General features: G+C 70.0%; 20 protein-coding genes. 4 read left to right on the top strand and 16 right to left on the bottom strand.

Annotation, left to right across the window (positions count from 1 at the left end):
• Positions 1-72: 72 nt before the first annotated feature.
• From cydC to ACWPOC_RS04820, 5 genes are all read right to left on the bottom strand, one after another.
• Positions 73-1,740, bottom strand: a complete 1,668-nt coding sequence (gene cydC, locus ACWPOC_RS04840; protein ID WP_455408107.1) for a thiol reductant ABC exporter subunit CydC — start codon at positions 1,738-1,740, stop codon at positions 73-75.
• A complete protein-coding gene (gene cydD / locus ACWPOC_RS04835; RefSeq protein ID WP_455408106.1) occupies positions 1,737-3,446 on the bottom strand; it encodes a thiol reductant ABC exporter subunit CydD in 1,710 nt (569 codons plus the stop codon). Before cydD ends, cydC begins: the two co-directional genes overlap by 4 nt.
• Positions 3,443-4,480: a cytochrome d ubiquinol oxidase subunit II gene (gene cydB / locus ACWPOC_RS04830; RefSeq protein ID WP_455408105.1), complete on the bottom strand. Its 1,038-nt coding sequence runs from the start codon at positions 4,478-4,480 to the stop codon at positions 3,443-3,445. The genes cydD and cydB overlap by 4 nt, the downstream gene beginning before the upstream one ends.
• A 12-nt stretch (positions 4,481-4,492) precedes the next feature.
• Positions 4,493-5,992, bottom strand: coding sequence for a cytochrome ubiquinol oxidase subunit I (locus tag ACWPOC_RS04825; RefSeq protein ID WP_455408104.1), 1,500 nt, complete (start codon positions 5,990-5,992; stop codon positions 4,493-4,495).
• Between the two features lie 217 nt (positions 5,993-6,209).
• A complete protein-coding gene (locus tag ACWPOC_RS04820) occupies positions 6,210-7,064 on the bottom strand; it encodes an aminodeoxychorismate lyase (protein WP_120281465.1) in 855 nt (284 codons plus the stop codon).
• Between the two features lie 56 nt (positions 7,065-7,120).
• Here ACWPOC_RS04820 and ygfZ point away from each other — a divergent pair, with 56 nt between their 5' ends.
• From ygfZ to ACWPOC_RS04800, 4 genes are all read left to right on the top strand, one after another.
• Positions 7,121-8,251, top strand: coding sequence for a CAF17-like 4Fe-4S cluster assembly/insertion protein YgfZ (ygfZ, locus tag ACWPOC_RS04815; protein WP_120281464.1), 1,131 nt, complete (start codon positions 7,121-7,123; stop codon positions 8,249-8,251).
• Positions 8,248-8,952 carry an MOSC domain-containing protein gene (locus tag ACWPOC_RS04810; RefSeq protein WP_120281463.1) on the top strand — a complete coding sequence of 235 codons (705 nt, stop codon included), beginning with the start codon at positions 8,248-8,250 and terminating at the stop codon, positions 8,950-8,952. The genes ygfZ and ACWPOC_RS04810 overlap by 4 nt, the downstream gene beginning before the upstream one ends.
• Positions 8,949-9,929 (top strand): asparaginase, encoded by a 981-nt coding sequence (locus tag ACWPOC_RS04805; RefSeq protein ID WP_120281462.1) that lies wholly within the window; start codon positions 8,949-8,951, stop codon positions 9,927-9,929. Before ACWPOC_RS04810 ends, ACWPOC_RS04805 begins: the two co-directional genes overlap by 4 nt.
• A 194-nt stretch (positions 9,930-10,123) precedes the next feature.
• Entirely contained in the window at positions 10,124-10,315 is a 192-nt protein-coding gene (locus ACWPOC_RS04800; protein WP_006551813.1) for a DUF3073 domain-containing protein, read from the top strand.
• A gap of 226 nt (positions 10,316-10,541) precedes the next feature.
• On the opposite strand, the gene purM is transcribed toward ACWPOC_RS04800, so the two are convergent.
• The 11 genes from purM to purS all read right to left on the bottom strand — a co-directional run bounded on the left by purM (position 10,542) and on the right by purS (position 22,304).
• Complete coding sequence (gene purM / locus ACWPOC_RS04795) at positions 10,542-11,615, bottom strand: phosphoribosylformylglycinamidine cyclo-ligase (RefSeq protein WP_016695606.1); 1,074 nt, start codon at positions 11,613-11,615, stop codon at positions 10,542-10,544.
• Between the two features lie 137 nt (positions 11,616-11,752).
• Positions 11,753-13,336 (bottom strand): amidophosphoribosyltransferase, encoded by a 1,584-nt coding sequence (purF, locus tag ACWPOC_RS04790; RefSeq protein ID WP_268655164.1) that lies wholly within the window; start codon positions 13,334-13,336, stop codon positions 11,753-11,755.
• A gap of 98 nt (positions 13,337-13,434) precedes the next feature.
• Entirely contained in the window at positions 13,435-13,821 is a 387-nt protein-coding gene (locus tag ACWPOC_RS04785) for a sterol carrier family protein (protein ID WP_120281460.1), read from the bottom strand.
• Between the two features lie 11 nt (positions 13,822-13,832).
• Positions 13,833-14,423, bottom strand: a complete 591-nt coding sequence (locus ACWPOC_RS04780; protein WP_455408242.1) for a CPBP family intramembrane glutamic endopeptidase — start codon at positions 14,421-14,423, stop codon at positions 13,833-13,835.
• 98 nt (positions 14,424-14,521) lie between these two features.
• Positions 14,522-16,297: an alpha/beta hydrolase gene (locus ACWPOC_RS04775; RefSeq protein ID WP_455408103.1), complete on the bottom strand. Its 1,776-nt coding sequence runs from the start codon at positions 16,295-16,297 to the stop codon at positions 14,522-14,524.
• 2 nt (positions 16,298-16,299) lie between these two features.
• Positions 16,300-18,579: a phosphoribosylformylglycinamidine synthase subunit PurL gene (purL, locus tag ACWPOC_RS04770; RefSeq protein ID WP_120281458.1), complete on the bottom strand. Its 2,280-nt coding sequence runs from the start codon at positions 18,577-18,579 to the stop codon at positions 16,300-16,302.
• 67 nt (positions 18,580-18,646) lie between these two features.
• The gene (locus tag ACWPOC_RS04765; protein ID WP_455408102.1) at positions 18,647-19,321 is read right to left on the bottom strand and encodes a Uma2 family endonuclease; all 675 of its coding nucleotides are present in this window, start codon (positions 19,319-19,321) and stop codon (positions 18,647-18,649) included.
• A complete protein-coding gene (locus ACWPOC_RS04760; RefSeq protein ID WP_455408101.1) occupies positions 19,318-20,613 on the bottom strand; it encodes a M18 family aminopeptidase in 1,296 nt (431 codons plus the stop codon). The genes ACWPOC_RS04765 and ACWPOC_RS04760 overlap by 4 nt, the downstream gene beginning before the upstream one ends.
• A 72-nt stretch (positions 20,614-20,685) precedes the next feature.
• Positions 20,686-21,036, bottom strand: coding sequence for a VOC family protein (locus ACWPOC_RS04755; protein ID WP_455408100.1), 351 nt, complete (start codon positions 21,034-21,036; stop codon positions 20,686-20,688).
• 348 nt (positions 21,037-21,384) lie between these two features.
• On the bottom strand, positions 21,385-22,062 hold the full coding sequence (gene purQ / locus ACWPOC_RS04750) for a phosphoribosylformylglycinamidine synthase subunit PurQ (protein WP_455408099.1): 678 nt from the start codon (positions 22,060-22,062) through the stop codon (positions 21,385-21,387).
• Positions 22,059-22,304, bottom strand: a complete 246-nt coding sequence (gene purS / locus ACWPOC_RS04745) for a phosphoribosylformylglycinamidine synthase subunit PurS (RefSeq protein ID WP_006551824.1) — start codon at positions 22,302-22,304, stop codon at positions 22,059-22,061. The genes purQ and purS overlap by 4 nt, the downstream gene beginning before the upstream one ends.
• Positions 22,305-22,343 lie beyond the last annotated feature (39 nt).

Genomic DNA, 22,343 nt, shown 5'->3' with positions numbered 1-22,343 from the left:
ACCTCACGCGTCCGAATATCAATCACTTCCAGACCACCTCCTTCCTCGTGTACCAGCGAAACTACGCTTCGTTCACGAGGCGGGCAACGCATTTTTCTCGACGCGAACGACCAGGTCGGCGGCGGTGTCCGCGGGCAGGCGGTGGGTGACCACCACGACGGTGCGCTCGGGGCCGACCAGGTGTGCGTCACGGTCCAGGAGGAGTCGCTGCAGCAGGTCGGCGCTCTCGTCGTCGAGATGCTCCGTGGGTTCGTCGAGCAGCAGGACCTGTGCGGGCGACAGCAGTGCCCGGGCCAGCAGGAGGCGCCGGCGCTGCCCACCGGAGACGGTGCGGGCCCCGGCTCCCAGGACGGTGTGGACGCCCTGCGACAGTCCGTCCACCCACTCCCCCAGCCCCACGGCCCGAAGGGCGGCCAGTGCCTCGTCCTCGTCCACGTCGCCCCGCGCGACACGCAGGTTCTCGAGGATCGACGTGTCGAACAGGTGGGCGTCCTCCGCGAAGAAACCGATCTTCCGGCGCAGGGCCGCGGGGTCGACGTCCGTGAGGTCGACCCCGTCGAGCGTCACCGTGCCCTCGCGTGGGGCGAGCAGACCCGCGAGCGTCATGAGCACGGTGGTCTTGCCGCTGCCGCTGCCGCCAACGATCGCGACGCGAGCGCCCGGCCGCAGGTCGAGGTCGACCGGTTCGGTGGACGGTCCGCCGGGCCATCCGCCCCGCAGGCCCACCGCACGGAGCCGGCCGGGTCCGTCGGCCGGCTCGGCGCCGTGCGGAACCGTCCTGTCGGCGCGGTCGAGCATCTCCGTGATGCGACCGGCCGCCAGGCGTGCGCGGTTGAGGGTCTGCGCGGCTGCCGGGAGGACGGCGGTGGCCTCGAACGCCGACAGCGGCAGCAGGACGAGGATGCCGAGTGTCGTCGGGCTCATGGCCGCCGGACCGGAGCCGAAGACGGCGATACCGACGAGGAGGGCACCGAGCACACTCACGCCGACCGCGAGGGGCGCGGCCGCGTCGGCGAACGCCGCGGGGACCGCCGAGCGGTCGGTGGCCCGGACGGAGGCGATGTTCGCGGCGCGGGCCCGTCGCGCGAGCGGGTCGAGCCGTCCCGCGACCCGCAGTTCCGCCGCGTGGTCCAGCACCGTGACCGCGTCCTCGGTGAAGCGGGTCCGCGTGGCGTTCGCATCCGCGTCCGCGCGGGCGGCGGCGCGAGCCGACAGCCACGGCGCGAGCACGCCGGCGACGAGCAGCGCCACTGCGAGCACCACGCCGGCGGCGGGAGCGATGACGGTGACGGTGACGACCGCCGCGAGGGAGAGCACCGCGGCGACCGCGATGGGCACGAGTGCGCGCACCACGACGTCACCGAGGGCGTCGATGTCGGCTCCGGTGCGGGCGAGCAGGTCGCCGCGACCGAGACCCAGGGCGGCGGCCGGATCGCCGTCCGCGAGTCGCCGGTAGAGATTCGCCCGCGCCGAGGTGGTGCCGCGCAGAGCGGTCTCGTGCGTCGCGAGACGTTCGAAGTAGCGGAACAATCCGCGGGAGATGCCCAGCGCCCGCACCGCGACGACCGCGACGGTCAGGTCCAGGACGGGCGGCATCTGCCACGCGCGCACGATCAGCCACGCCGAGAGACCGGCGAGCAGCAGCGCGCTGCCCAGGGTCGCGACACCGGCGAGGACGGCGAGCAGCACCCGGCGCGGTTCGAGTTCGAGCAGGGCCATCGCCCGGCGCAGGTCCTTCATCGGGATCCCTCCCCGTGGACGGTGACGACCTCGTCCGCGATGGCGAGCAGGGTGGGACGATGCGCGACGACCACCACCGTGCGGCCGGCCGCGGCGAGACCGCGCAGCGTGTCGAGCACGGTGGCCTCGGTGTCCTCGTCGAGGTGGGCGGTGGGTTCGTCGAGCAGCAGGACCGGGCGTGGGGAGGCGAGGGTGCGGGTGAGCGCCAGTCGCTGACGTTGACCGAGCGACAGGCCCGTGCCGCCCACCCCCACGACGGTCTCCCAGCCGTCCGGGAGTTCGGCGAGCACGCTGTCGAACCCGGTGGCCGCGCAGACGTCGTCGAGGTCGGTGGTCTCGGGGTCGACACCGGTGAGTCGCAGATTGTCGGCGAGGGTGCCGGGCAGCAGCACCGGCCGCTGCGGAAGCCACGCCACCTGCGACCACCAGTTCTCGTCGCCCGCGACGGGCCGGCCGTCGACGGTGACGGTCCCTTCGCTCGGCTCGGCGAGTCCGAGCAGCGCCAGCAGGGCGGTGGACTTACCGGCACCGTTGGCACCGGTGAACGCGGTGATCGTGCCGGGACGGCAGATCGCGTCGAGTCGATGCGGGGCGCAGCCGTCGCGGCCGGGCACGGAGACGCCGTCGAAGACGATCTCGCAGCTCGCGACCCGGTCGGTGCCGGTCGTCTCTGTGGAGGTGCGGCGAGAGGAGGCGGCGTCCGGCCGCGAGTCGAGCACGGCGAACGCCTTGTCGGCCGCCGCCATCCCGTCCTCCGCGGCGTGGAACTTGTTGCCGACGGTGCGTAGCGGGAGGTAGGCCTCGGGCGCGAGGATCAAGGCGATGATGCCGGCCTCGAGGGGCATGGATCCGTAGACGAGTCGCATGCCGATGCTCACAGCGACGAGGGCGACGGACAGCGTCGCGAGGAATTCGAGGACCGTGCCGGACAGGAACGCCACGCGCAGGGCCGACATCGTGGTCGCGCGGTGCTCGTCGCCGAGTTCGCGCACGCGATCGGCCGGCCCCTTCTCGCGACCGAGAGCGCGCAGCGTCGGAAGACCCGCGAGCAGATCGAGCAGTTGCGACGACAGTGTCGTCATCGCACGCAGGGTGCGGTCGGCCTTGCCCTTGGTGAGCAGGCCGATGAGGATCATGAAGATCGGAATCAACGGCAGGGTGATCACCACGATGATCGCCGAGGTGAGGTCGTGCAGGGCGATCACGACGATCGTCACCGGTGTGAGGATCACGGCCAGCAACAGCGCCGGGAGGTAGCCGGTGAGATATTCCTTCAGTCCGTCGAGTCCGCGGGTGAGGACCACCGCGATCTCGTCGCGCCGCGGGTCGAGTTCTCGCGGAGGCAGATTCGCCGCGGAATCGAGGACCTCGTGTTCGAGTTCGGCGACCACGCGGGTCGCTGACCGGTGCGCATACCGCGACTGCAGCAACGTCACCGCGACCCGCACGACGATCGCCGCCGCGAGGATCGTCAGTTCGGTCGTCCAGTCGCCGACGGACCGGGCGTCGGTGGTGATAACGCCCGCGAGGACCCGGCCGACCATGAGCGCGGTGACGACCACCATCACGACGTCGACCACCGAGGTGGCCACCGTCAGGACGAGATATCCGCGGGCCGCAGCCGAGTAGCGCCACAACCGCGGGTCCACCGGCCCCCGCCGGCGCGCGGGCGCGTCGGCGGGGGCGGCGGACTGCGTCATGCTCATTTCGAGCCGATCTTCAGACCGATCGAGTGCGGGATGTGGTCGGTCGACAGACGCTGACGGAACACCCAATACGTCCAGCCCTGGTAGGCCAGGACGACCGGGGTCACGAATACTGCGGCCCACGTCATGACTTTCAGTGTGTACGGGCTCGACGATGCGTTCTCGATCGTCAGCGACCAGGACGGGTCGAGCGTCGACGGCATGACGTTCGGGAACAGCGACGCGAACAGCAGCACGGAGGTCGCGGCGATCGCGACGGTGGTGAACACGAACGCCCAGCCCTCACGCGCGGCGGCGGTCAGTGCGACCACCGCGAGCAGGGAGACTCCCGCCACCGCGACGAGTGCGATCGTCCAGCCCTTGCCGTAGGCGAGCTGGGTCCACACCACGAACGCACCGGCAACGAAGACGGCGGGCACGGCCAGCTTCCGCGACATCGCCACGGCGTCGGTCCGGACCTGCCCCTCGGTCTTGAGCGCGATGAAGACCGCGCCGTGCAGCGCGAAGACCAGCGCGGTCGTCGCACCGCCGAGCAGGGCGTACGGGTTCAGCAGGTCGAAGAACCCGCCGACGTACTGCTTGTCGGCGTCGATCGCCACGCCGCGCACGATGTTCGCGAACGCCACACCCCACAGCACGGCGGGCACCCACGAGCCGAAGATGATCCCCCAGTCGCAGCGGCGACGCCAGGTCGGGTCGTCGACCTTGCCGCGCCATTCGATGGCGCACACCCGCACGATCAGGGCGAGCAGGATCAGCAGCAGCGGGAGGTAGAAGCCGGAGAAGAGGGTCGCGTACCACTCGGGGAACGCCGCGAACAGCGCACCGCCCGCGGTGATGAGCCAGACCTCGTTGCCGTCCCAGACCGGACCGATCGTGTTGAGCAGCACCCGGCGCCGGGTGTCGGCCTCGACGCTCCTACCGCGGCCGAGCACCGGGAAGTGCATGCCGACACCGAAGTCGAACCCCTCGAGGACGAAGTAGCCGGTGAACAGTACTGCGATGAGGATGAACCAGATTTCCTGAAGTCCCATGTCCGCCCACTCCTAGTACGCGAAGGACAGCTGTTTCGGCTGCGTGTCGTCGGTGTCGTCGTTCGAGCCCGGCGGCTGCGCGTCGTGCTCCTGCGGGCCTTCCATCGCGTACTTGCGGATGAGCCAGAACCACACCACACCGAGCGCCGCGTACACGAGGGTGAACGCGATGAGCGAGGTGAGCACCGTTCCGGCCGCGTGGTCGGAGACACCCTGGTCGACGGTGAGCCGGATCATGTCCACACCCGTGGGGTTCGGATGCACCACCCAGGGCTGCCGGCCCATCTCGGTGAAGATCCAGCCCGCACTGTTGGCGAGGAAGGGCGTGGGGATCGCGACGAGCGACAGCGTCGAGAACCACTTCTGGTCGGGCACCCGGCCGCCGCGGGTGACCCACAGCCCGGCCAGGGCCAGCGCCGCGGAACCGGCGGCGAGGCCGATCATCGCGCGGAACGACCAGTAGGTGACGAACAGGTTGGGCTTGTAGTTGCCGGGGCCGAATTCCTGTTCGTACTGCGCCTGCAGGTCCTCGACACCCTGCAGGGTCACGCCGCTGAACTCGCCCTCCGCGAGGAAGGGCAACACGAAGGGCACGTCGAGGACGTGGATGACGCCGTCGCAGTCGTTGTGCGTGCCGATCGTGAGGATCGAGAAGTTGGGGTCGGTCTCGGTGTGGCACAGCGATTCGGCCGAGGCCATCTTCATCGGCTGCTGCTCGAACATGAGCTTGGCCTGGACGTCGCCGGTGACGAACAACCCGATGCCCGAGATGATCATGACCATCAGGCCGAGGCGGGTCGCGGGGCGGAACAGGCCGCGCGCGTCGTCCTCGAGTCGCTGGGCCTCCTCGGGTTCGGAGGTGCGGATCTCGGCGGCGCGTCGCATGTTGCGGACCATCCACCAGCCACCGATGCCGGCGACGAAGGTTGCGGCGGTGAGGAACCCGCCGGCGACCGCGTGGGGGAAGGCCGCGAGCGCGGTGTTGTTGGTGAGCAGTGCCCAGATGCTCGTCAGCTCGGCGCGTCCGGTTTCGGGGTTGTAGGTGGCGCCGACGGGATGCTGCATGAACGAGTTCGCCGCGATGATGAAGAAGGCGGACGCGTTCACACCGATCGCGACGAGCCAGATGGTCGCGAGGTGAACGAGTTTCGGCAGGCGCGTCCAGCCGAAGATCCACAGGCCGAGGAAGGTCGACTCCATGAAGAAGGCGACGAGGCCTTCGAGGGCGAGGGGTGCGCCGAAGACGTCGCCGACGAATCGGGAGTACTCGCTCCAGTTCATGCCGAACTGGAATTCCTGCACGATGCCGGTCGCGACACCGAGCGCGAAGTTGATCAGGAACATCTTCCCGAAGAACTTCGTGAGGCGGTACCAGTGGTCCTTGCCGGTGACCACCCACATCGTCTGCATGATCGCGACGAGCGGTGCGAGGCCGATCGTCAACGGCACGAGGATGAAGTGATACACCGTCGTGATCCCGAACTGCCACCGGGACAGATCCAAGACATCCATTGCCACTCCGAGGTGAGGCCCGGGTCGATACGGAAATCCGAGCGGGGCCGACGCTGCGGTTCTCGTTCGCAAAGTCACGCCGGCAGCTCTGCTCCGGCCTTGCTACTACCGAATGTAGTAGCGATTGCGCGAAGTGGAACACGTTCGTGTCGCCCGACACATCGGACTCACGTCACATCGGATACGGATCACCCGCGGGGGCACACCCCGCCGCCGATCAGGAAGCGGTGTCGACCGCCTCGCTCACGAGCCCCTCGATCTCGCCCTCCTGGACCCGCGAGACCAGCGCGTGCCCGTTGAGCGTGTGCACCCGCACCGCGAGGGCCACGCTCGAGATCAGCCAGACACCGTCGGCGACGACGAGATCCGCCGGACGCAGCGGCTCGTACCGAACCGTGAAATCCCGCTCGCCCGCCAGGTCGAACAGCGCCTGCTGCGTGGTGCCGGGAAGGATCCCCTGCTCCGGCGGCGGCGTGAGCAGCGTCCGGCCGCGCGCGACGAGCACCGTCGACCGCGGCCCCTCGAGCACGTAGCCCTCGGCACTGACGAAGATCACGTCGTCGGCGCCGATCGACTCGGCGTGCCGCAGTGCCGCCATGTTCGTCGCGTACGACAGCGTCTTGGCGCCGAGGAGCTGCCACGGCGCCTTCTGCGCCAGATCGGTCGAGTAGCCCCGCTCGAGGGTCACCACGGACACGCCGTCGCGCCGTGCGATGCCGACGCGCTCGGCCACCGGCGTCACGAGCAGGAAGGCCGTCGGCGTGTCGGCGCCCTCACGACCCCGCGTGTAGACCAGGCGCAGGACGCCTTCCTGCTCGGCGCCCCACTGCTCGAGTGCCACGTCGACGGCGAGCCGCCAGTCGTCGCGGTCGGGTTCGGGCAACTGTGCGGCGGCCGCGGACGCCGCGAGCCGGGCGAGATGCAGTTCGAGCGCACGCGCCCGGCCGCCTCGCACGAGCAACGTCTCGAACACCCCGTCGCCACGAAGAACACCGAAATCGTCGGCGTGCAGAAGGGGTGCGTCCGCATCCCTCACCTCGCCGTCCAGCGTCACCAGCACCCGCTCAGCCATGGCGCTCAGCCTAGCCACTGGCAGACCCGGCGGCCGGTTCCCCATAGACTGGTGTCGTGACCGAGTCTCCGATCGTGTCCGAAAGCGCCCTTCTCGCACTTCCCGGCGCAGTCGCCTCGCCTTCCGGCGGGCCCGATGCCGGACTCCCCTGGCATTACGGCGACCCGCTCGGCGAGCAACGCGCCGCCGCCACTTCGGCCGCCGTGGTCGACCGTTCCACCCGTTTCGTCATCGCCATCCCGGGCGACGAACGCCTGAGCTGGTTGCACACCATCTCCAGCCAGCACATCGCGTCGCTCCCGAACGGCACCTCCGCCGAGAACCTGAGCCTCGACGCGAACGGCCGCGTCGAACACCACTTCGTGCAGACCGACCTCGACGGCGTGACCTGGATCGACACCGAGGCCGACCGCGGCCCCGACCTGCTCGCCTTCCTGAAGAAGATGGTGTTCTGGGCGAAGGCCGAACCCCGTGACGGCAACGAACTCGCGGTCCTGAGCCTCCTCGGGCCGGACGCCGGGAGCCCCGCCGTGCTCGCCGCGCTCGGGATCGACGCGCTGCCGGCCGAGTCCTATGCCGCCGTCGCCCTGCCCGCCGGTGGCTTCGTCCGCCGCATGCCGTGGCCCACCGAGCACTCCTTCGACCTCCTGGTGCCGCGCGAGTCGCTCACCGCGATCTTCACAGCCCTGCGGGACGCCGGCGCGCGTCCGGCCGGCAGCTGGGCGTTCGAGGCCCTGCGCGTCGAAGCGGTCCGCCCCCGGATCGGTGTCGACACCGACGAGCGCACCATCCCTCACGAGGCCCGCTGGATCGGCGGACCCGAGCAGCACGGCGCCGTCCACCTCGACAAGGGGTGCTATCGCGGGCAGGAGACGGTCGCGCGGGTCCACAACCTCGGCAAGCCCCCGCGACATCTCGTCCTGCTCCATCTCGACGGCTCGGCCGACGGACGACCCGAGACGGGCGACGACATCACCGCCGGAGGTCGCGCGGTCGGACGCATCGGCACGATCGTCGACCATCACGAACTCGGGCCGATCGCGCTCGCACTCGTCAAACGCACCATCACGCCCGACACGGCCCTCGTCGCAGGACCGTGCGCGGCGTCCATCGACCCCGACTCCATCCCTCCCGACGACGGCATCCAGGCAGGAAGGGCGGCGGTCGATCGATTGCGCGGCCGGTGACCGCCGAGACGGCCGGCACGCGGCCGGCGACCTCGGGGACCGTCGCAGCGGTCTGCGTCGTGCACACGCTGCACGAGACCGGACTGCGGCGTAATCCCGTCACCGCGATCGACAAGCGTCCCGTCGACGGGCCGGTGCACGTCGGCGAGCTCGGCCTGACCGGCGACCGTCAGTGCGACACCGCCAACCACGGCGGTGTCCACAAGGCCGTCTACGCCTTCTCGCAGGACGAGTCGCGCCGCTGGGGCGCCGAACTCGACCGGGAGTTGCCCATCGGCTGGTTCGGCGAGAATCTGCACGTCTCCGGGTTCTCCCCCACCGATGCCGTCATCGGCGAGCGGTGGCGCGTCGGCGACGGCGGTCTGCTCCTCGAGGTGACCGGCCCCCGCACCCCCTGCCGCACCTTCGCGATCCGTTCGGAGGAGGACGACTGGGCCACCCGGTTCGTCGCTCGCGGCGACTGCGGCGCGTACCTGAAGGTGATCTCCGAGGGACCGGTGGCCGCGGGCGACCGCATCGTCGTCGAGCACGTCCCCTCCCACGGGGCCACGGTGCGCGATCTGTTCACCGGGCAGGGCCACGAGCGGGTCGCCGCGATGCTCGAGCAGCAGGCCGACATCGCTCCCAGCGTCGCCGACAAGGCCCGCCGCCTCGTCGGGCGAACACAGGAGGGGCGCACACGGAAGGGAGAGAGCCGTTGAGCGTCGAACTGGTCGAGGTGGTGCGTTCGGGCTTCCGGGAGTGCGTCCACCGCGGCTCGCTGATCGTCCTGGACCCCGACGGTGAGGTCCTCGTCTCGCTGGGCGAGGTGCACACACCGATCTATCCGCGGTCGTCGAACAAGCCGATGCAGGCGGTCGCGCTGCTGCGCGCCGGCTTCGTCCCCCGCGACTCCGCCGAACTCGCGATCGCCACGGCCTCGCACGAAGGTGAGACCGACCACGTGGAGGCCGTCGAGCGGGTCCTCTCCGGTGCCGGTTTCACCGAGAAGGACCTGCGCTGCCCGACGGATCTGCCCGGCAACGAACTCGCCCGCGCCGAGGTGCTCGCCGCCGGGCGCACGCCGCGGTCGATCTACATGAACTGCTCGGGCAAGCACGCGGCGATGCTCGCGGCGTGTGCGGCGAACGGCTGGGACACCGACGGTTACACCGACGCGGGGCACCCCCTGCAGCAACTGGTGACCGAGACCATCCTCGAGCTGACCGGCGACATCGAGGACACCGATCTCGGCATCGACGGTTGCGGCCTGCCGATCGTGCCCGTCCCCCTGTTCAATCTCGCCCGCGCCTACTCGCGGCTCGCGACGGCGGAGACCGGCACGCCCGAGCGCGCCGTGGCCGACGCGGTGCGCGAGCATCCGTTTCTGATCTCCGGCACCGGCAAGGACGACCTGAAGCTCATGCGCGCGGTGGGCGGCCTGCTGTGCAAGGCGGGCGCCGACGGGATCCACGCCGGCGCGCTGCCGGACGGCACGTCCTTCGCCTTCAAGATCGACGACGGGCACGAGCGGGCACGCCTCCCGCTCACCGCGGCCCTGCTCCACCGCCTCGGAGCGGGTGCCGCCGCGAACGCCGCGACCTTCGATTCCGAACGGCTGGCGGTGCTCTCGTCGGCACCGGTCTTCGGTGGTGGCGTGCGAGTCGGCACCGTCCGGGCCGTCCCGGGGGTGTTCTGACAGGCATCTTTATCACATTTCAACAGCATTCATGCAGGTCGGGTCGTTATGAGGCGTAACGGACACCGGCCCACCCGGGTGTGTGGAGGCGCAACCGAAGTTTCCACGCTAAAGTGGGCGTCAGGAAAATACTCAACACACCGGGGCCGCCACTTTTCCCCAGGCCGCCCCGTCAAAGCGCGAGGGGGTTGGCCATGGGCCGCGGCCGGGCTAAGGCAAAGCAGACCAAGGTTGCACGGCAACTCAAGTACAGCTCGCCGTCCACCGACTTCGAGAGCCTCCAGCGAGAGCTGTCTGGCGGAGCAACCAACTCGCAGCGGGACGAAGTCTTCGCCGAGCAACGTTCCGGTTGGGACGACGACTACGACGACGACTGGCGTCGCTGACCTGAAATCACTCTCCGACGGAGGGGGAGGCCGATCGTTCGGCTCCCCCTCCGTCGGTGATGTGGTCGGCGTTCGACGCAAGGCCGGACGGCGCTCGTCACCGTCCGCAGCCTTCGAGTCTGTGACTTCCGAGTTCACAACACGGCAGTGAGCCGAAAGGCCGGTCCCCCAGTCATCCTGGGGGAACCGGCCTTTCGTCGTGTTCGCGTCGGGCGACGCGCGCCCGTCAGAAGCGCGGGTGGTCTCCGAGCAGCACCGCGCGCTCGTCGGCGCCGTCCTGTGCCTTGCGGACCGTGCCGAGCGTCCAGCAGTCGATGTGCCGGGCGGTGAGCACCGCCAGAGCGCGGTCGACGTCCTCGGGGGCCACGATGGCCACCATGCCGACGCCCATGTTGAAGGTCTTCTCCATCTCGACCCGCTCGACCCGTCCGCGCTGCGCGATGAGGCCGAAGACCGGAGCCGGGCTCCAGGTGGTGCGGTCGAGCTCGGCGACGAGCCCCTTGGGCATCACGCGCGCGAGGTTCGCGGCGAGGCCGCCACCGGTGACGTGGCAGAAGGTACGCACCTCGGTCTCGGCGGCGAGCGCGAGGCAGTCCTTGGCGTAGATGCGGGTGGGCTCGAGCAGCTCCTCGCCGAGGGTGCGACCGAACTCGTCGACGTGCGCCGTCAGGCTCATCTTGCCGATGTCGAGCAGCACCTTGCGGGCGAGCGAGTAGCCGTTCGAGTGCAGTCCCGAGGCGCCCATCGCGATGACGACGTCGCCGGGGCGCACGCGGTCGGGTCCGAGCAGCTTCTCGGCCTCGACGACACCCACGCCGGTCGCGGACAGGTCGTAGTCGTCGGCGGCCATGACGCCCGGGTGCTCGGCGGTCTCACCACCGAGCAGCGCGCAACCGGCCTGGACGCAGCCCTCGGCGATGCCGGCAACGATCTCCGCGACCCGCTCGGGCACGACGCGGCCGACGGCGATGTAGTCCTGCAGGAAGAGCGGCTCGGCGCCGCAGACCACGAGGTCGTCGACGACCATGGCGACGAGATCGAGACCGACCGTGTCGTGCTTGTCGAGCGCCTGTGCCACCGCGAGCTTGGTGCCGACACCGTCGGTGGACGCCGCCAGCAGCGGCTCCTTGTATCCGCCCTTGAGCGCGAACAGACCGGCGAACCCACCCAGGCCGCCCATGACCTCCGGGCGGGTGGCCCTCTTCGCGTGCGGGGCGAACAGTTCGACGGCTCGGTCACCGGCCTCGATGTCCACGCCCGCCGCGGCGTAGGAAGCTCCGGGGGTTGCGTCCTCGGTCATGAGTTGTCGGCTCCAGCCTCGAGTTGTGTCTTGTCGTGAAAAATCTGGCTACATGCGGGCAGGCACACCTGCGTCCGGACATGCGAAACGCACGCCGAACCGTGCCGACCGCGGCACTTACGGTACCCGACCAGCTTCTACGGCCGACTGAGAACGTCCGCGTTGTCGTTGTCCAACACGGTCGGGGTGGCCGAATCGGTGTCGACGACGCCGGCGAGGACGTCCTTGCCCGCCTGATGTTCGCTGGGGAGGGCGATCGGGTAGTGGCCGTCGAAACATGCAGCGCACAAACGGGATGCGGGCTGCTCGGTGGCGCCGATCATGCCGTCGATCGAGATGTAGCCGAGCGAGTCGGCACCGATCGACCGGCGCACCATCTCGACCATCTCGTCGTAGTCGTGCCCCTCGTCGACGGTGTCGCGGGTGCCCGCACCGTTGGCGATCAGCTCGGCCGGCGACGCGAAGTCGATGCCGTAGAAGCAGGGCCACTTGACCGGCGGCGAGGCGATGCGCACGTGGATCTCGAGGGCACCGGCCTCACGCAGCATGCGGATCAGGGCGCGCTGGGTGTTGCCGCGCACGATCGAGTCGTCGACGACGACGAGGCGCTTGCCGCGGATCACCTCGCGCAGCGGGTTGAGCTTGAGCCGGATACCGAGCTGACGGATCGTCTGGCTGGGCTGGATGAAGGTGCGGCCGACATAGGCGTTCTTCATCAGACCCTGCCCGTACGGGATTCCCGAGCCCTGCGCGTAGCCGACGGCGGCCGGGGTGCCCGACTCGGGCACCGGGATGACCAGATCGCCGTCGATCGGGTGTTCCTTCGCGAGCCGGCGTCCGATCTCCACGCGGGTCGCGTGGACGGAACGACCGGCGATGGTCGAGTCGGGGCGTGCGAGGTAGACGTACTCGAAGACGCAGCCCTTGGGTTCGGGGTTCGCGAAACGCGACGAGCGCACACCGTCCGCGTCGATCGCGAGCAGTTCGCCGGGCTCGATGTCGCGGACGAAGGAGGCACCGACGATGTCGAGGGCGGCGGTCTCGCTGGCGACGACCCAGCCGCGATCGAGGCGTCCGAGGCACAACGGGCGGATGCCCCACGGGTCGCGGGCCGCGTAGAGGGTGTGCTCGTCCATGAAGGTCAGGCAGAACGCGCCGCGCAGCTGCGGGAGCAGCTTCATCGCAGCCTCTTCGATCGTGCTGTCCTTCGCGCCGTGGGCGAGCAGCGCACCGACGGTGTCGGAGTCGGAGTTCGCCGCACCGGGCCGTGTGGGATCGAGCACGCCGAGACGGCGTCCGCGTTCGGCGAGTTCGGCGGTGTTGACGAGGTTGCCGTTGTGGCCGAGCGCGACGCCCGAGCCGGCGGCGGTGGTGCGGAAGATCGGCTGCGCGTTCTCCCAGGTCGTGGACCCGGTAGTGGAATAGCGGCAGTGGCCGATGGCGATGTGGCCGGTCATCGCGGCGAGCGTCTGCTCGTCGAAGACCTGGCTGACGAGACCGAGATCCTTGAATACGAGCACCTGTGAACCGTCGGCCACGGCGATGCCCGCAGCTTCCTGGCCGCGGTGCTGCAGCGCATAGAGACCGTAATAAGTGAGCTTCGACACGTCCTCGCCCGGAGCCCACACTCCGAACACTCCGCACTCTTCGCGGGGTTCGTTCTCGGGTTCGGTGGAGGCGAGAAGATTACGTGTGTGGACCGACAGATCGGCACTGGTCACGGACGTGCTCCCTGAGGCTGGACAAGCGGGGCTCCCCCCATTCTACGGGCAGCGCGGGGTGCTCCCTCCCGGACGCCGGGTGTGAACCCCGGCGAACGTCAGAGTCGGGCGATCGGGAGCAGCCGTCCGATCTCCGCTGCGCGCCCACCCGACGCCTCCACCGCACCCGAGTCCACGGCCCCGTGGAAATCGATGCTGCCGACCACCAGACGCAGCCAGGTCCGCGGATCGGTCTCGACGACGTTCGGCGGTGTCCCCCGTGTGTGACGTGGGCCTTCGATGCACTGGACGGCCACGAACGGCGGCACCCGCACCTCCACACTCGACCCCGGGGCGATCTGTTCGAGGGTGCGGGCACTGAGCCGCACAGCGGCGGCGAGATCGGGGCGCGGCGGCTTCTCGTCGCTCTCCCCCGTCACCCACGGACCCACCCGTTCGAGAGCTGCGCGCAGTTCGGCGGGGTCGACGGGTCTCCGAGGTGCCATGGCAGCACAGCCTAACGAGGTGAGCTCGTCGCGATGCCCACCGCGACGGCACCGCCGGCGTTGATCGCCAGGTGCAGGAGCATCGGCGCGACGACACTGCCGCTCCGTCGCCGCAATTCGTCGAACACCACCCCGCTCAGGGCGGTGAGCGCGACCGTTCCGGGCACCGAGTCCCCGGCGTGCCGGGCGGGGGCGATGTGCCAGAGCCCGAAGGCGACCGAGGTCAGCACCCGGTGCCACCTCCGCGAGGCGCGGCTCGGATGACACCACCGCGAAGCGCGGCGCGCCAGGGCGTACAGCACCGATCGGAACATCAGCTCCTCGGCCAGGACCGTCCCGAAGGGGATGTGCACGAAGACCCACTCGGTGTGGTCGGCGCGTCGCGCTCCGGCGGCCATCCGCCGCCGCACGGGCGGGACGGCGAGCATCACCGTGTAGGCCGCGACCGGCAGGACCGCCGAGGCGGTCCCCCACCGCAGGCCCTTCCCTGCCTCGCGCCAGCCGAGTTCGGCTGCGGAGACGCCGGCCGCGCGGGTCGCCGCGGCGAGCACGACACCGAATCCGGCGTTCGCGGCGGCCCTGCCGCGCGGACCGAGATCCATCACCGGGAGGACGACGTTGTTCCACGCGACCAGCGCGGCGGCGCATCCCGCAGCGGTACAGCTCACGGCGGTGCCACTCACAGCGGCAACTCGCGATGTCACTTCTCGGGCCCGTCGTCCTCGGCGAACGCCTCGAGGGCGATGCGCACCCGCTCGGTGTCGGTCTCGGTCCAATCCTCGGGCTGGGTGATCTCGATCCATCCCTCGAGCACCGCCGACCCGTAGTTGTGGCCGTGCCCGTCGGGCACGCCGGCCGCGTTGGTGAGGTCGGCGGAGACCTGCCAGAAGGTGACGAAGGGGAACCACCGCATCTGCGGCAACCGGTCGTGTCCGGGCGGCTCCGACAGCCAGTCGGGGCGGGAGAACAACAGATCCGGCGACCACCAGACGACGGGATCCGAGGCGTGCTGGATGTAGAGCACGCGCGGCGACAGCCACGGCGTGTCGGGCTCGTGGATCGCCTCCCGGCTGTCGGCGAAGCGTACGACGAGACCGTCCGCGTACACCGGCTGCACTTCGGTCGTGCCGGGATCGCGGCGCTCGACGAGCTGCCGCCACAGACGGTTGGAGTTGGGCGGGCCCACCCACAGCACCCCGTCCATCTGGGCGCGGATCTCGGCGAGACTGTCGAAGGCGCCCTCCCCCGACTGCGTGCCGAGGCTCTCGCCGTAGAGGAACAGATCGGGGCGGTCGTCCTCGGGCAGCTGCGACCAGCGTTCGTGCACCCGCTCGATCAGCATCTTGCCTGCGGCAGCGGCCTTCTCGCGGTCGGCGAGGAAGGAGATCCAGCTCGGGAGGTAGGAGTACTGCCAGGCCACCATCGCCAGGTCGCCGTTGTGGACGAGCTCCATCGCGCGGGCCGCGGTGGGATTGACCCAGCCGGTGCCGGTGGTGGGGATCAGGACGAGCGTCGAGCGGTCGAAGGCACCGGTCCGTTCGAGTTCTGCGAGGACGAGGTCGATGCGTTCTTCCGGGGTGGGTGCGGTGTCGAGACCGACGTACACCCGGATCGGTTCCGGTGCGGGACTGCCGTTGACGGCGGTCAGTTCCTCGGCGTCGAGTCCTCGCGAGACGAAGTTGCGACCCTCGAATCCGAGCGTCTCCCACGGCGCGAGGGATTCGGGGCTGCCGGACTTCGCGGGATCGACCGGTTGGATCGCCCCGGGACGGGTGGTGTCGTCCTGCAGGCCGAACGCCTGATTGACGATCGCGTAGGTGCCGCGGATGAGCACGCCGTCGATGAGCATGAAGGTCGCGAGGACCACGACGAGAACGCCCAGCGTGCGGGCGAGACCGAGCGGCATCCGGGTGCGGCGCATGAGCAGCATCGACACCCAGCGGACGATGTCGCGCAGCCCGCGCCACAGGGCGATGAGGGCGGCAGCGACCGCGACACTCAGCACGATGGTGCGCAGATATCCCGAGGTCGTGGTGCCCTCGACACCCATCAGGGCGGCGAGTTGGCGTTGCTCGCCGGCGGAGAGCACGAGCGCGACGAGCGACGCCAGAACGGCCGCGACCGGAACCGCGACCTTGATGGCACGCAGCACCGGCAGCGGCGGCGGCCACCATCGCCGCGCGGGGAGCACAAAGCGGGCCACGGCCCAGCCGACGACGCATCCGACGCCGTACCCGATCGCGGCGTTTATGCCGCCGATCAGGCCCTGGAAGAGCCAGTCGCGCGGGAGCAGCGACGGCGTCAGCGACCAGCAGAAGAACAGCGCGGCGAAGGCGACGCCCGTGAAGTCCAGGCCGAGCCACCCCCACACCCGTGCGGTGAGGGGGTGGCGCTCACCGAAGTCGGTGACCGCGGCGATGATCCGGCCCTGCCGGGCCTCGAACGCCGCCAGCCGATCGACCTGGGTGGCCGGCACGGTTACCCGAACAGGGCAGGCAGGGTCCCTTCCCACACCTCGCGCAGCTCGGTCATGGGGATCGAGAACAGGCCCTGGATCTCGACGGAGTCGGATCCCTCGTCGACGACGCCGATGCGCACCCACGGCATGTTGCGTGCGGTGCACATGCCCGTGAAGCGCGACTCCTCGGTGCGCGGCACGGCCACGAGCACGCGGCCGGCCGACTCGGAGAACAACGTCACGAACGGATCGGCGCCCTCGGGCAGCAGCACGCGGCAGCCGGTCTCGCCCGCGAGTGCGGCCTCGACGACGGCCTGCGCGAGACCACCCTCGGACAGGTCGTGTGCGGCCGAGATCAGGCCGTCGCGCGAACCGGCGGTGAGGATCTCCGACAGCAGCCGCTCACGGTCGAGATCGACCTTCGGCGGGACACCACCGAGGTGGTCGTGCTCGACCTGCGCCCAGATGGAGCCGTCGAACTCGTCGCGGGTCTCGCCGAGCAGGATCAGCGTCTCGCCCGGCTCGAGGCCGACGCCGGTGGGGATGCGGCGGTGCACATCGTCGATCACACCGAGCACCGCGACGACCGGGGTCGGCAGGATCGCGGTGGCGCCGGTCTGGTTGTAGAAGCTGACGTTGCCGCCGGTGACGGGGATGCCGAGCTTCGCGCAGCCGTCCGCGAGGCCGCGCACGGCCTGCTGGAACTGCCACATCACGCCGGGATCCTCGGGCGAACCGAAGTTCAGGCAGTTCGAGACGGCCTTCGGCGTCGAACCGGTGACGGCGACGTTGCGGTAGGCCTCGGCGAGGGCGAGCTGGGCGCCCGTGTACGGATCGAGCTGCGTGTAGCGGCCCGAGGCGTCGGTCGCGAGCGCGATGCCGCGGCCGGTCTCCTCGTCGATGCGGACTACACCGGCGTCGGCGTTCTCGGCGAGCACCGTGTTGCCGCGCACGTAGCGGTCGTACTGCTCGGTGATCCACTTGCGGCTGCACAGCGCCGGCGATGCGAGCATCTTCAGCAGCGTCTCGCGCAGCTCGTCGGCGGTCTCCGGACGCTTCAGGCCGGCGGTGGTGTTCGCGATCAGCGCGTCCTGCGAGGCCGGGCGCTCGACGGGGCGCTCGTAGACCGGGCCCTCGTGCGCGACCGTGCGCGGCGGCACGTCGACGACGGTCTCGCCGTGCCAGTCGATGACGAGACGGTCGCCGTCGGTGACCTCACCGATGACGGTGGCCAGGACGTCCCACTTCTTGCAGACGTCCATGAAGGCGTCGACGTTGTCGGGCGTGACGACCGCGCACATGCGTTCCTGCGACTCCGAGGACAGCACCTCGGCCGGGGTCATGCCCTTCGCGCGTGTCGGGACACGCTCGAGGTTGATGTGCATGCCGCCGTCGCCGGCGGCGGCGAGCTCGGAGGTCGCGCAGGACAGACCGGCACCGCCGAGGTCCTGGATGCCGACGACGAGCTTCTCGCGGTAGAGGTCGAGGCAGCACTCGATGAGCACCTTCTCGGTGAAGGGGTCGCCCACCTGCACGCTCGGGAGCTTCTTGGGGCGGCCACCGGCGCTGTCGTCGAAGGTCTCGGAGGCGAGGACGGACACGCCGCCGATGCCGTCGAGGCCGGTGCGGGCGCCGAACAGGATGACCTTGTTGCCCGTGCCGGAAGCGTGGGCGAGGTGCAGGTCCTCCACGCGCATCGCACCCGCGCACAGCGCGTTCACGAGCGGGTTGCCCTGGTAGGAGGCGTCGAAGACGGTCTCGCCACCGACGTTGGGCAGGCCGAGGGAGTTGCCGTAGCCGCCGACACCGCGCACGACACCGTCGACGACGCGACGGGTGTCGGGATGATCGGCGGCGCCGAAGCGGAGCTGGTCCATCACGGCGATCGGGCGGGCGCCCATGGCCATGATGTCGCGGACGATGCCGCCCACGCCGGTCGCGGCGCCCTGGTACGGCTCGATGTAGGACGGGTGGTTGTGCGACTCGACCTTGAAGGTGACGGCCCAGCCGTCGCCGATGTCGACGACACCGGCGTTCTCACCGATGCCCGCGAGCATCGACTCGCGCATCTCGTCGGTGGTGGTCTCGCCGAAGTAGCGCAGGTGCACCTTCGACGACTTGTACGAGCAGTGCTCGGACCACATCACCGAGTACATGGCGAGTTCGGCGTCGGTGGGGCGACGGCCCAGGATCTCCTTGATCCGGGTGTACTCGTCTTCCTTCAGACCCAGCTCCCGATAGGGCTGAGCGGCGTCGGGGGTTTCGGCGGCGTGGGAGACGGTATCCACGTGCGGTGACACTGGGCGTCGGGTCCCTTCACTCTGGGATCGAAAACGGCAGGCCGGGCGGGAACTGCCGCGGATCAGTCTATCGCTGCGCAGGCGCGACGGGGTTCACCGGTGCGGGCACGAGCTCCGACGGTGTGACGGCCACCTCGGTGCCCAGCGCATCGAGGGTGACGGTGCCCGAGTGCTCCCCGTCGAATCGGTACCACCCGTCGACGAGCGTGAAGGTCGCGATCACCGGCGGCCCGCCGAGATCGACGATCCAGTACTGCGGGACGCCGGCCTCCGCATATTCGGAGAACTTCGTGACCCGGTCGGTGCGGGCGGTGCCGTCGACGGTGACCTCCACGACCAGCTTCACCTCGGAGATCGGCGCCCGATCGGGGTCGGCGTCGACGAGGGAGCGTCCCACGACGATCACGTCGGGGCACCGCACCGTCAGCGGCTTCTCCGCGACCAGCACCTCGACGCCTCCGAGCGCGCACCATTCGTCGGGCAGCTTCTCGTCGAGGAGCAACGCCAAGGTCACCGCGGCGTGCTCGTGCGCCGCCCCCGGCGCGGGCGCGGCGACGAGCACGCCCTCGCACACCTCCACGTGGTGCCCGTCGGATTCGGGCAGGGCCGCCCACTCGGCGAGGGACAGCAGATGATCGGGGTAGGACGGGACGTCCACTGCATTCCCCCGTTCTCTCCGACCGGACACGACCGTCTTCAGTGTGTCACCGGCGAGTGCTTCGGGGCGGGCGAACGCGGTCACGATGCCGGGGTCAGGAAAGCGGTCAGGGCCTGCGCATAGCTCGTCACGTCCTCCGCGCCCATGAACTCGCGCGCCGAGTGCATGGCGAGCTGCGGGGCGCCGACGTCGACGGTCGTGATGCCGGTCCTCGACGCGGTGATCGGGCCGATGGTCGAGCCGCACGGCAGGTCGGCGCGGTGTACGTACCGCTGCAGCGGGACTCCCGCCTGCTCGCAGGCCAGTGCGAAGGCTCCGGCGCCGGTCGCGTCGCTCGCGTACCGCAGGTTCTGGTTCACCTTCAGGACCGGTCCGCCGTTCACCGCGATGCGGTGAGCGGGTTCGTGCCGCTCGGGATAGTTGGGGTGCGTGGCGTGTGCCATGTCGCCCGACGCGACGATCGAGCCGGCGCGGGCGCGGAGGAACTCCTCGCGTCCACCGCCCCGGAGCAGGACGATCCGTTCGAGGACGGTGTTGAGCAGTTCCGAGAAGGCGCCGCGGTCGGACATGCTGCCGACCTCCTCGTGATCGAACAGGGCGAGGAGCGGCATCGGGCCACCGTGCGCTGCGACGTGTTCCGCGGCGTCGAGCAGGGCGTGCAGTCCGGCGTAGCAGGTGCCCTGATTGTCGAGACGCGGTGCGCTGACCAGGTCGCGGCCCGGCCCGACGACTGCGCTCGGTGCGAGGTCGTGGGTCATCAGCTCCCAGCCGAGCACCGCGCCCGGGTCGATCCCGTGCTGCTCGGCGACCCACGCGATGAACGAGCGCGGTTCGGTGCCGACTCCCCAGACACCGTCGACGTGGCGCTGCGGGTCGAGCTGGACGCCCTTGCGGTCCTCGGACAGGTGGATGGCGAGCTGCGGGACGCGCAGGATCGGCGCGTCGACGCGGACGAGGACGTCCTCGGTCGTCTCCCCCGCACGCACGGTGAAGCGGCCCGAGATCCCGAGGTCGCGGTCGAGCCACGAGTTGAGCCACGCACCGCCGTACGGTTCGAGCCCCACCATCCGCCAGCCCGCCGACGTGAGATCGGGATGCTGCTTGACCCGCAGGTTGGGGCTGTCGGTGTGCCCGCCGACGATGCGGAAGGGCGCGGCCGGATCGTCGGCGACACCCTCGGTGCTCCACGCGAGCAGCGACCCGCCGCGCACCAGGAAGAAGCGTCCCGGCTCGGAGGGCCAGGCCTGCTGCTCGTGCAGTTCGACGAAGCCCGCCTCGGTCAGCGCCGCGGCGACGGTGGCGCAGACGTGGAACGGCGACGGCGACAGGTCGACGAAATTACAGAGACCCCGAGCATCGGCACGCGTGGAAGACATGACTGCATCTTCGCATCACGAACAGCGGGAGTGCCGACCGAAAGCGCCGCGCCGCTCTCCTCACGCCGAGTGTCAGTGGCCCTCGGCGACGCAGAACAGGTTGCCCTCGGGGTCGGCGAGCGTCACCCAGCGGAAGTCGTCGCCCATGTCCTCGCGGTGGACCTCCTTCGCACCGGCCTGCACGAAGCGCTCGACCTCGGCGTCGAGATCGGGGGCCGCGAGATCGAGGTGCACGCGGTTCTTCCCGGGCGTCGGATCCGGCACCTTCTGGAAGCCGAGCCTGATGCCCTGCGGCAGGGCGACGATGAAGAACCAGCCGTCGTTCTCCTGCTCGACTCGGCCGCCCGTACGCTCGGCCCACCAGCTCGCGATCGGAGCGGGATCGGTGGTGTCGAAGGTGATCATCGCGATGGTCGCTGTCATGGCGCGACAGTACTGCCGGGGACCGACACGCAACGCCCGTCGACGGACGTGCCCGATTTGGGTAGTCCTACTCAGGACAGGCCGGCTCGGCTCCGGCAGACTGATCCGCGATGTCGCGCATGGGGGATGACGACGACATCGCGCCCGGGACTTGATCGGGGGGTCGAGCTCCGGGTCGTAGGGACGAGGGATTCCGCAGCCGATCGGGACGGTGGCGGGGTCCCTCGTTCCGTCTCTCCTGTTCCGGGACTTCGGGTTCGGAGGATTCCTCGAGCCCGCCGGAACGAGCGAAGCCCCCACGACCCGGGAAGGTCGATGGGGGCTTCGCCGGAAGTTCCGGTCAGGCGGTCACGCGTTGACGACCGCGTCCAGCACGCTGTAGAACATGCCGAGTCCGTCGTCGCTGGGGCCGGTGAGCGCCTCGGTGGCATGCTCGGGATGCGGCATGAGACCGACGACCCGGCCGTTCGCCGACGAGATGCCGGCGATGCTGCGCTGCGAACCGTTCGGGTTGTCGCCCGCGAAACGGAACACCACGCGACCTTCACCCTCGAGCTCGTCGAGCACCTTCTCCGATGCCTGGTAACGGCCCTCACCCGACTTGAGCGGGATGAGGATCTCGGCGCCCGCCTCGTAGCGTGAGGTCCACGCGGTGATGTTCGACTCGACCTTCAGCCACTCGTCGCGGCAGACGAAGTGCAGACCGGCGTTGCGGGTGAGCGCGCCGGGCAGCAGACCCGCCTCGCACAGCACCTGGAAGCCGTTGCAGATGCCGAGGACGGGCATGCCCTTCTGCGCGGCCTCGACAACCTTGCCCATCACCGGCGCGAACCGGGCGATGGCACCGCAACGCAGGTAGTCGCCGTAGGAGAAGCCGCCGGGCACGATCACCGCGTCGACTCCCTTGAGATCGGCGTCCCCGTGCCACAGGCTCACGGCCTCACCACCGGCGAGCTTCACCGCGCGGGAGGCGTCGATGTCGTCGAGCGTGCCCGGGAAGGTGATGACTCCGATGCGTGCGCTCATGCGTCACCGTCGATCCGCCGGATGGCCCAGTCCTCGATCACCGTGTTGGCGAGCAACGACTCGGCGATCTTCTCGAGCTCTTCGTCGCCGACGCTGCCGTCGACCTCGAGTTCGAAACGCTTGCCCTGACGGACGTCGGTCACGCCCGCGAAGCCCAGCCGCGACAGCGCCCCGGTGATGGCCTGACCCTGGGGGTCGAGAATCTCGGCTTTGGGCATGACTTCGACGACGACACGCGCCACGTGCTGCTCCTCGGTAGTAGTGCTGGCGCCCGGGGACGG

Source organism: Rhodococcus sp. 5G237 (assembly GCF_053764735.1).
Note: the sequence above shows the minus strand (reverse complement) of the source record. Positions and strands in the feature narration are given on the sequence as shown.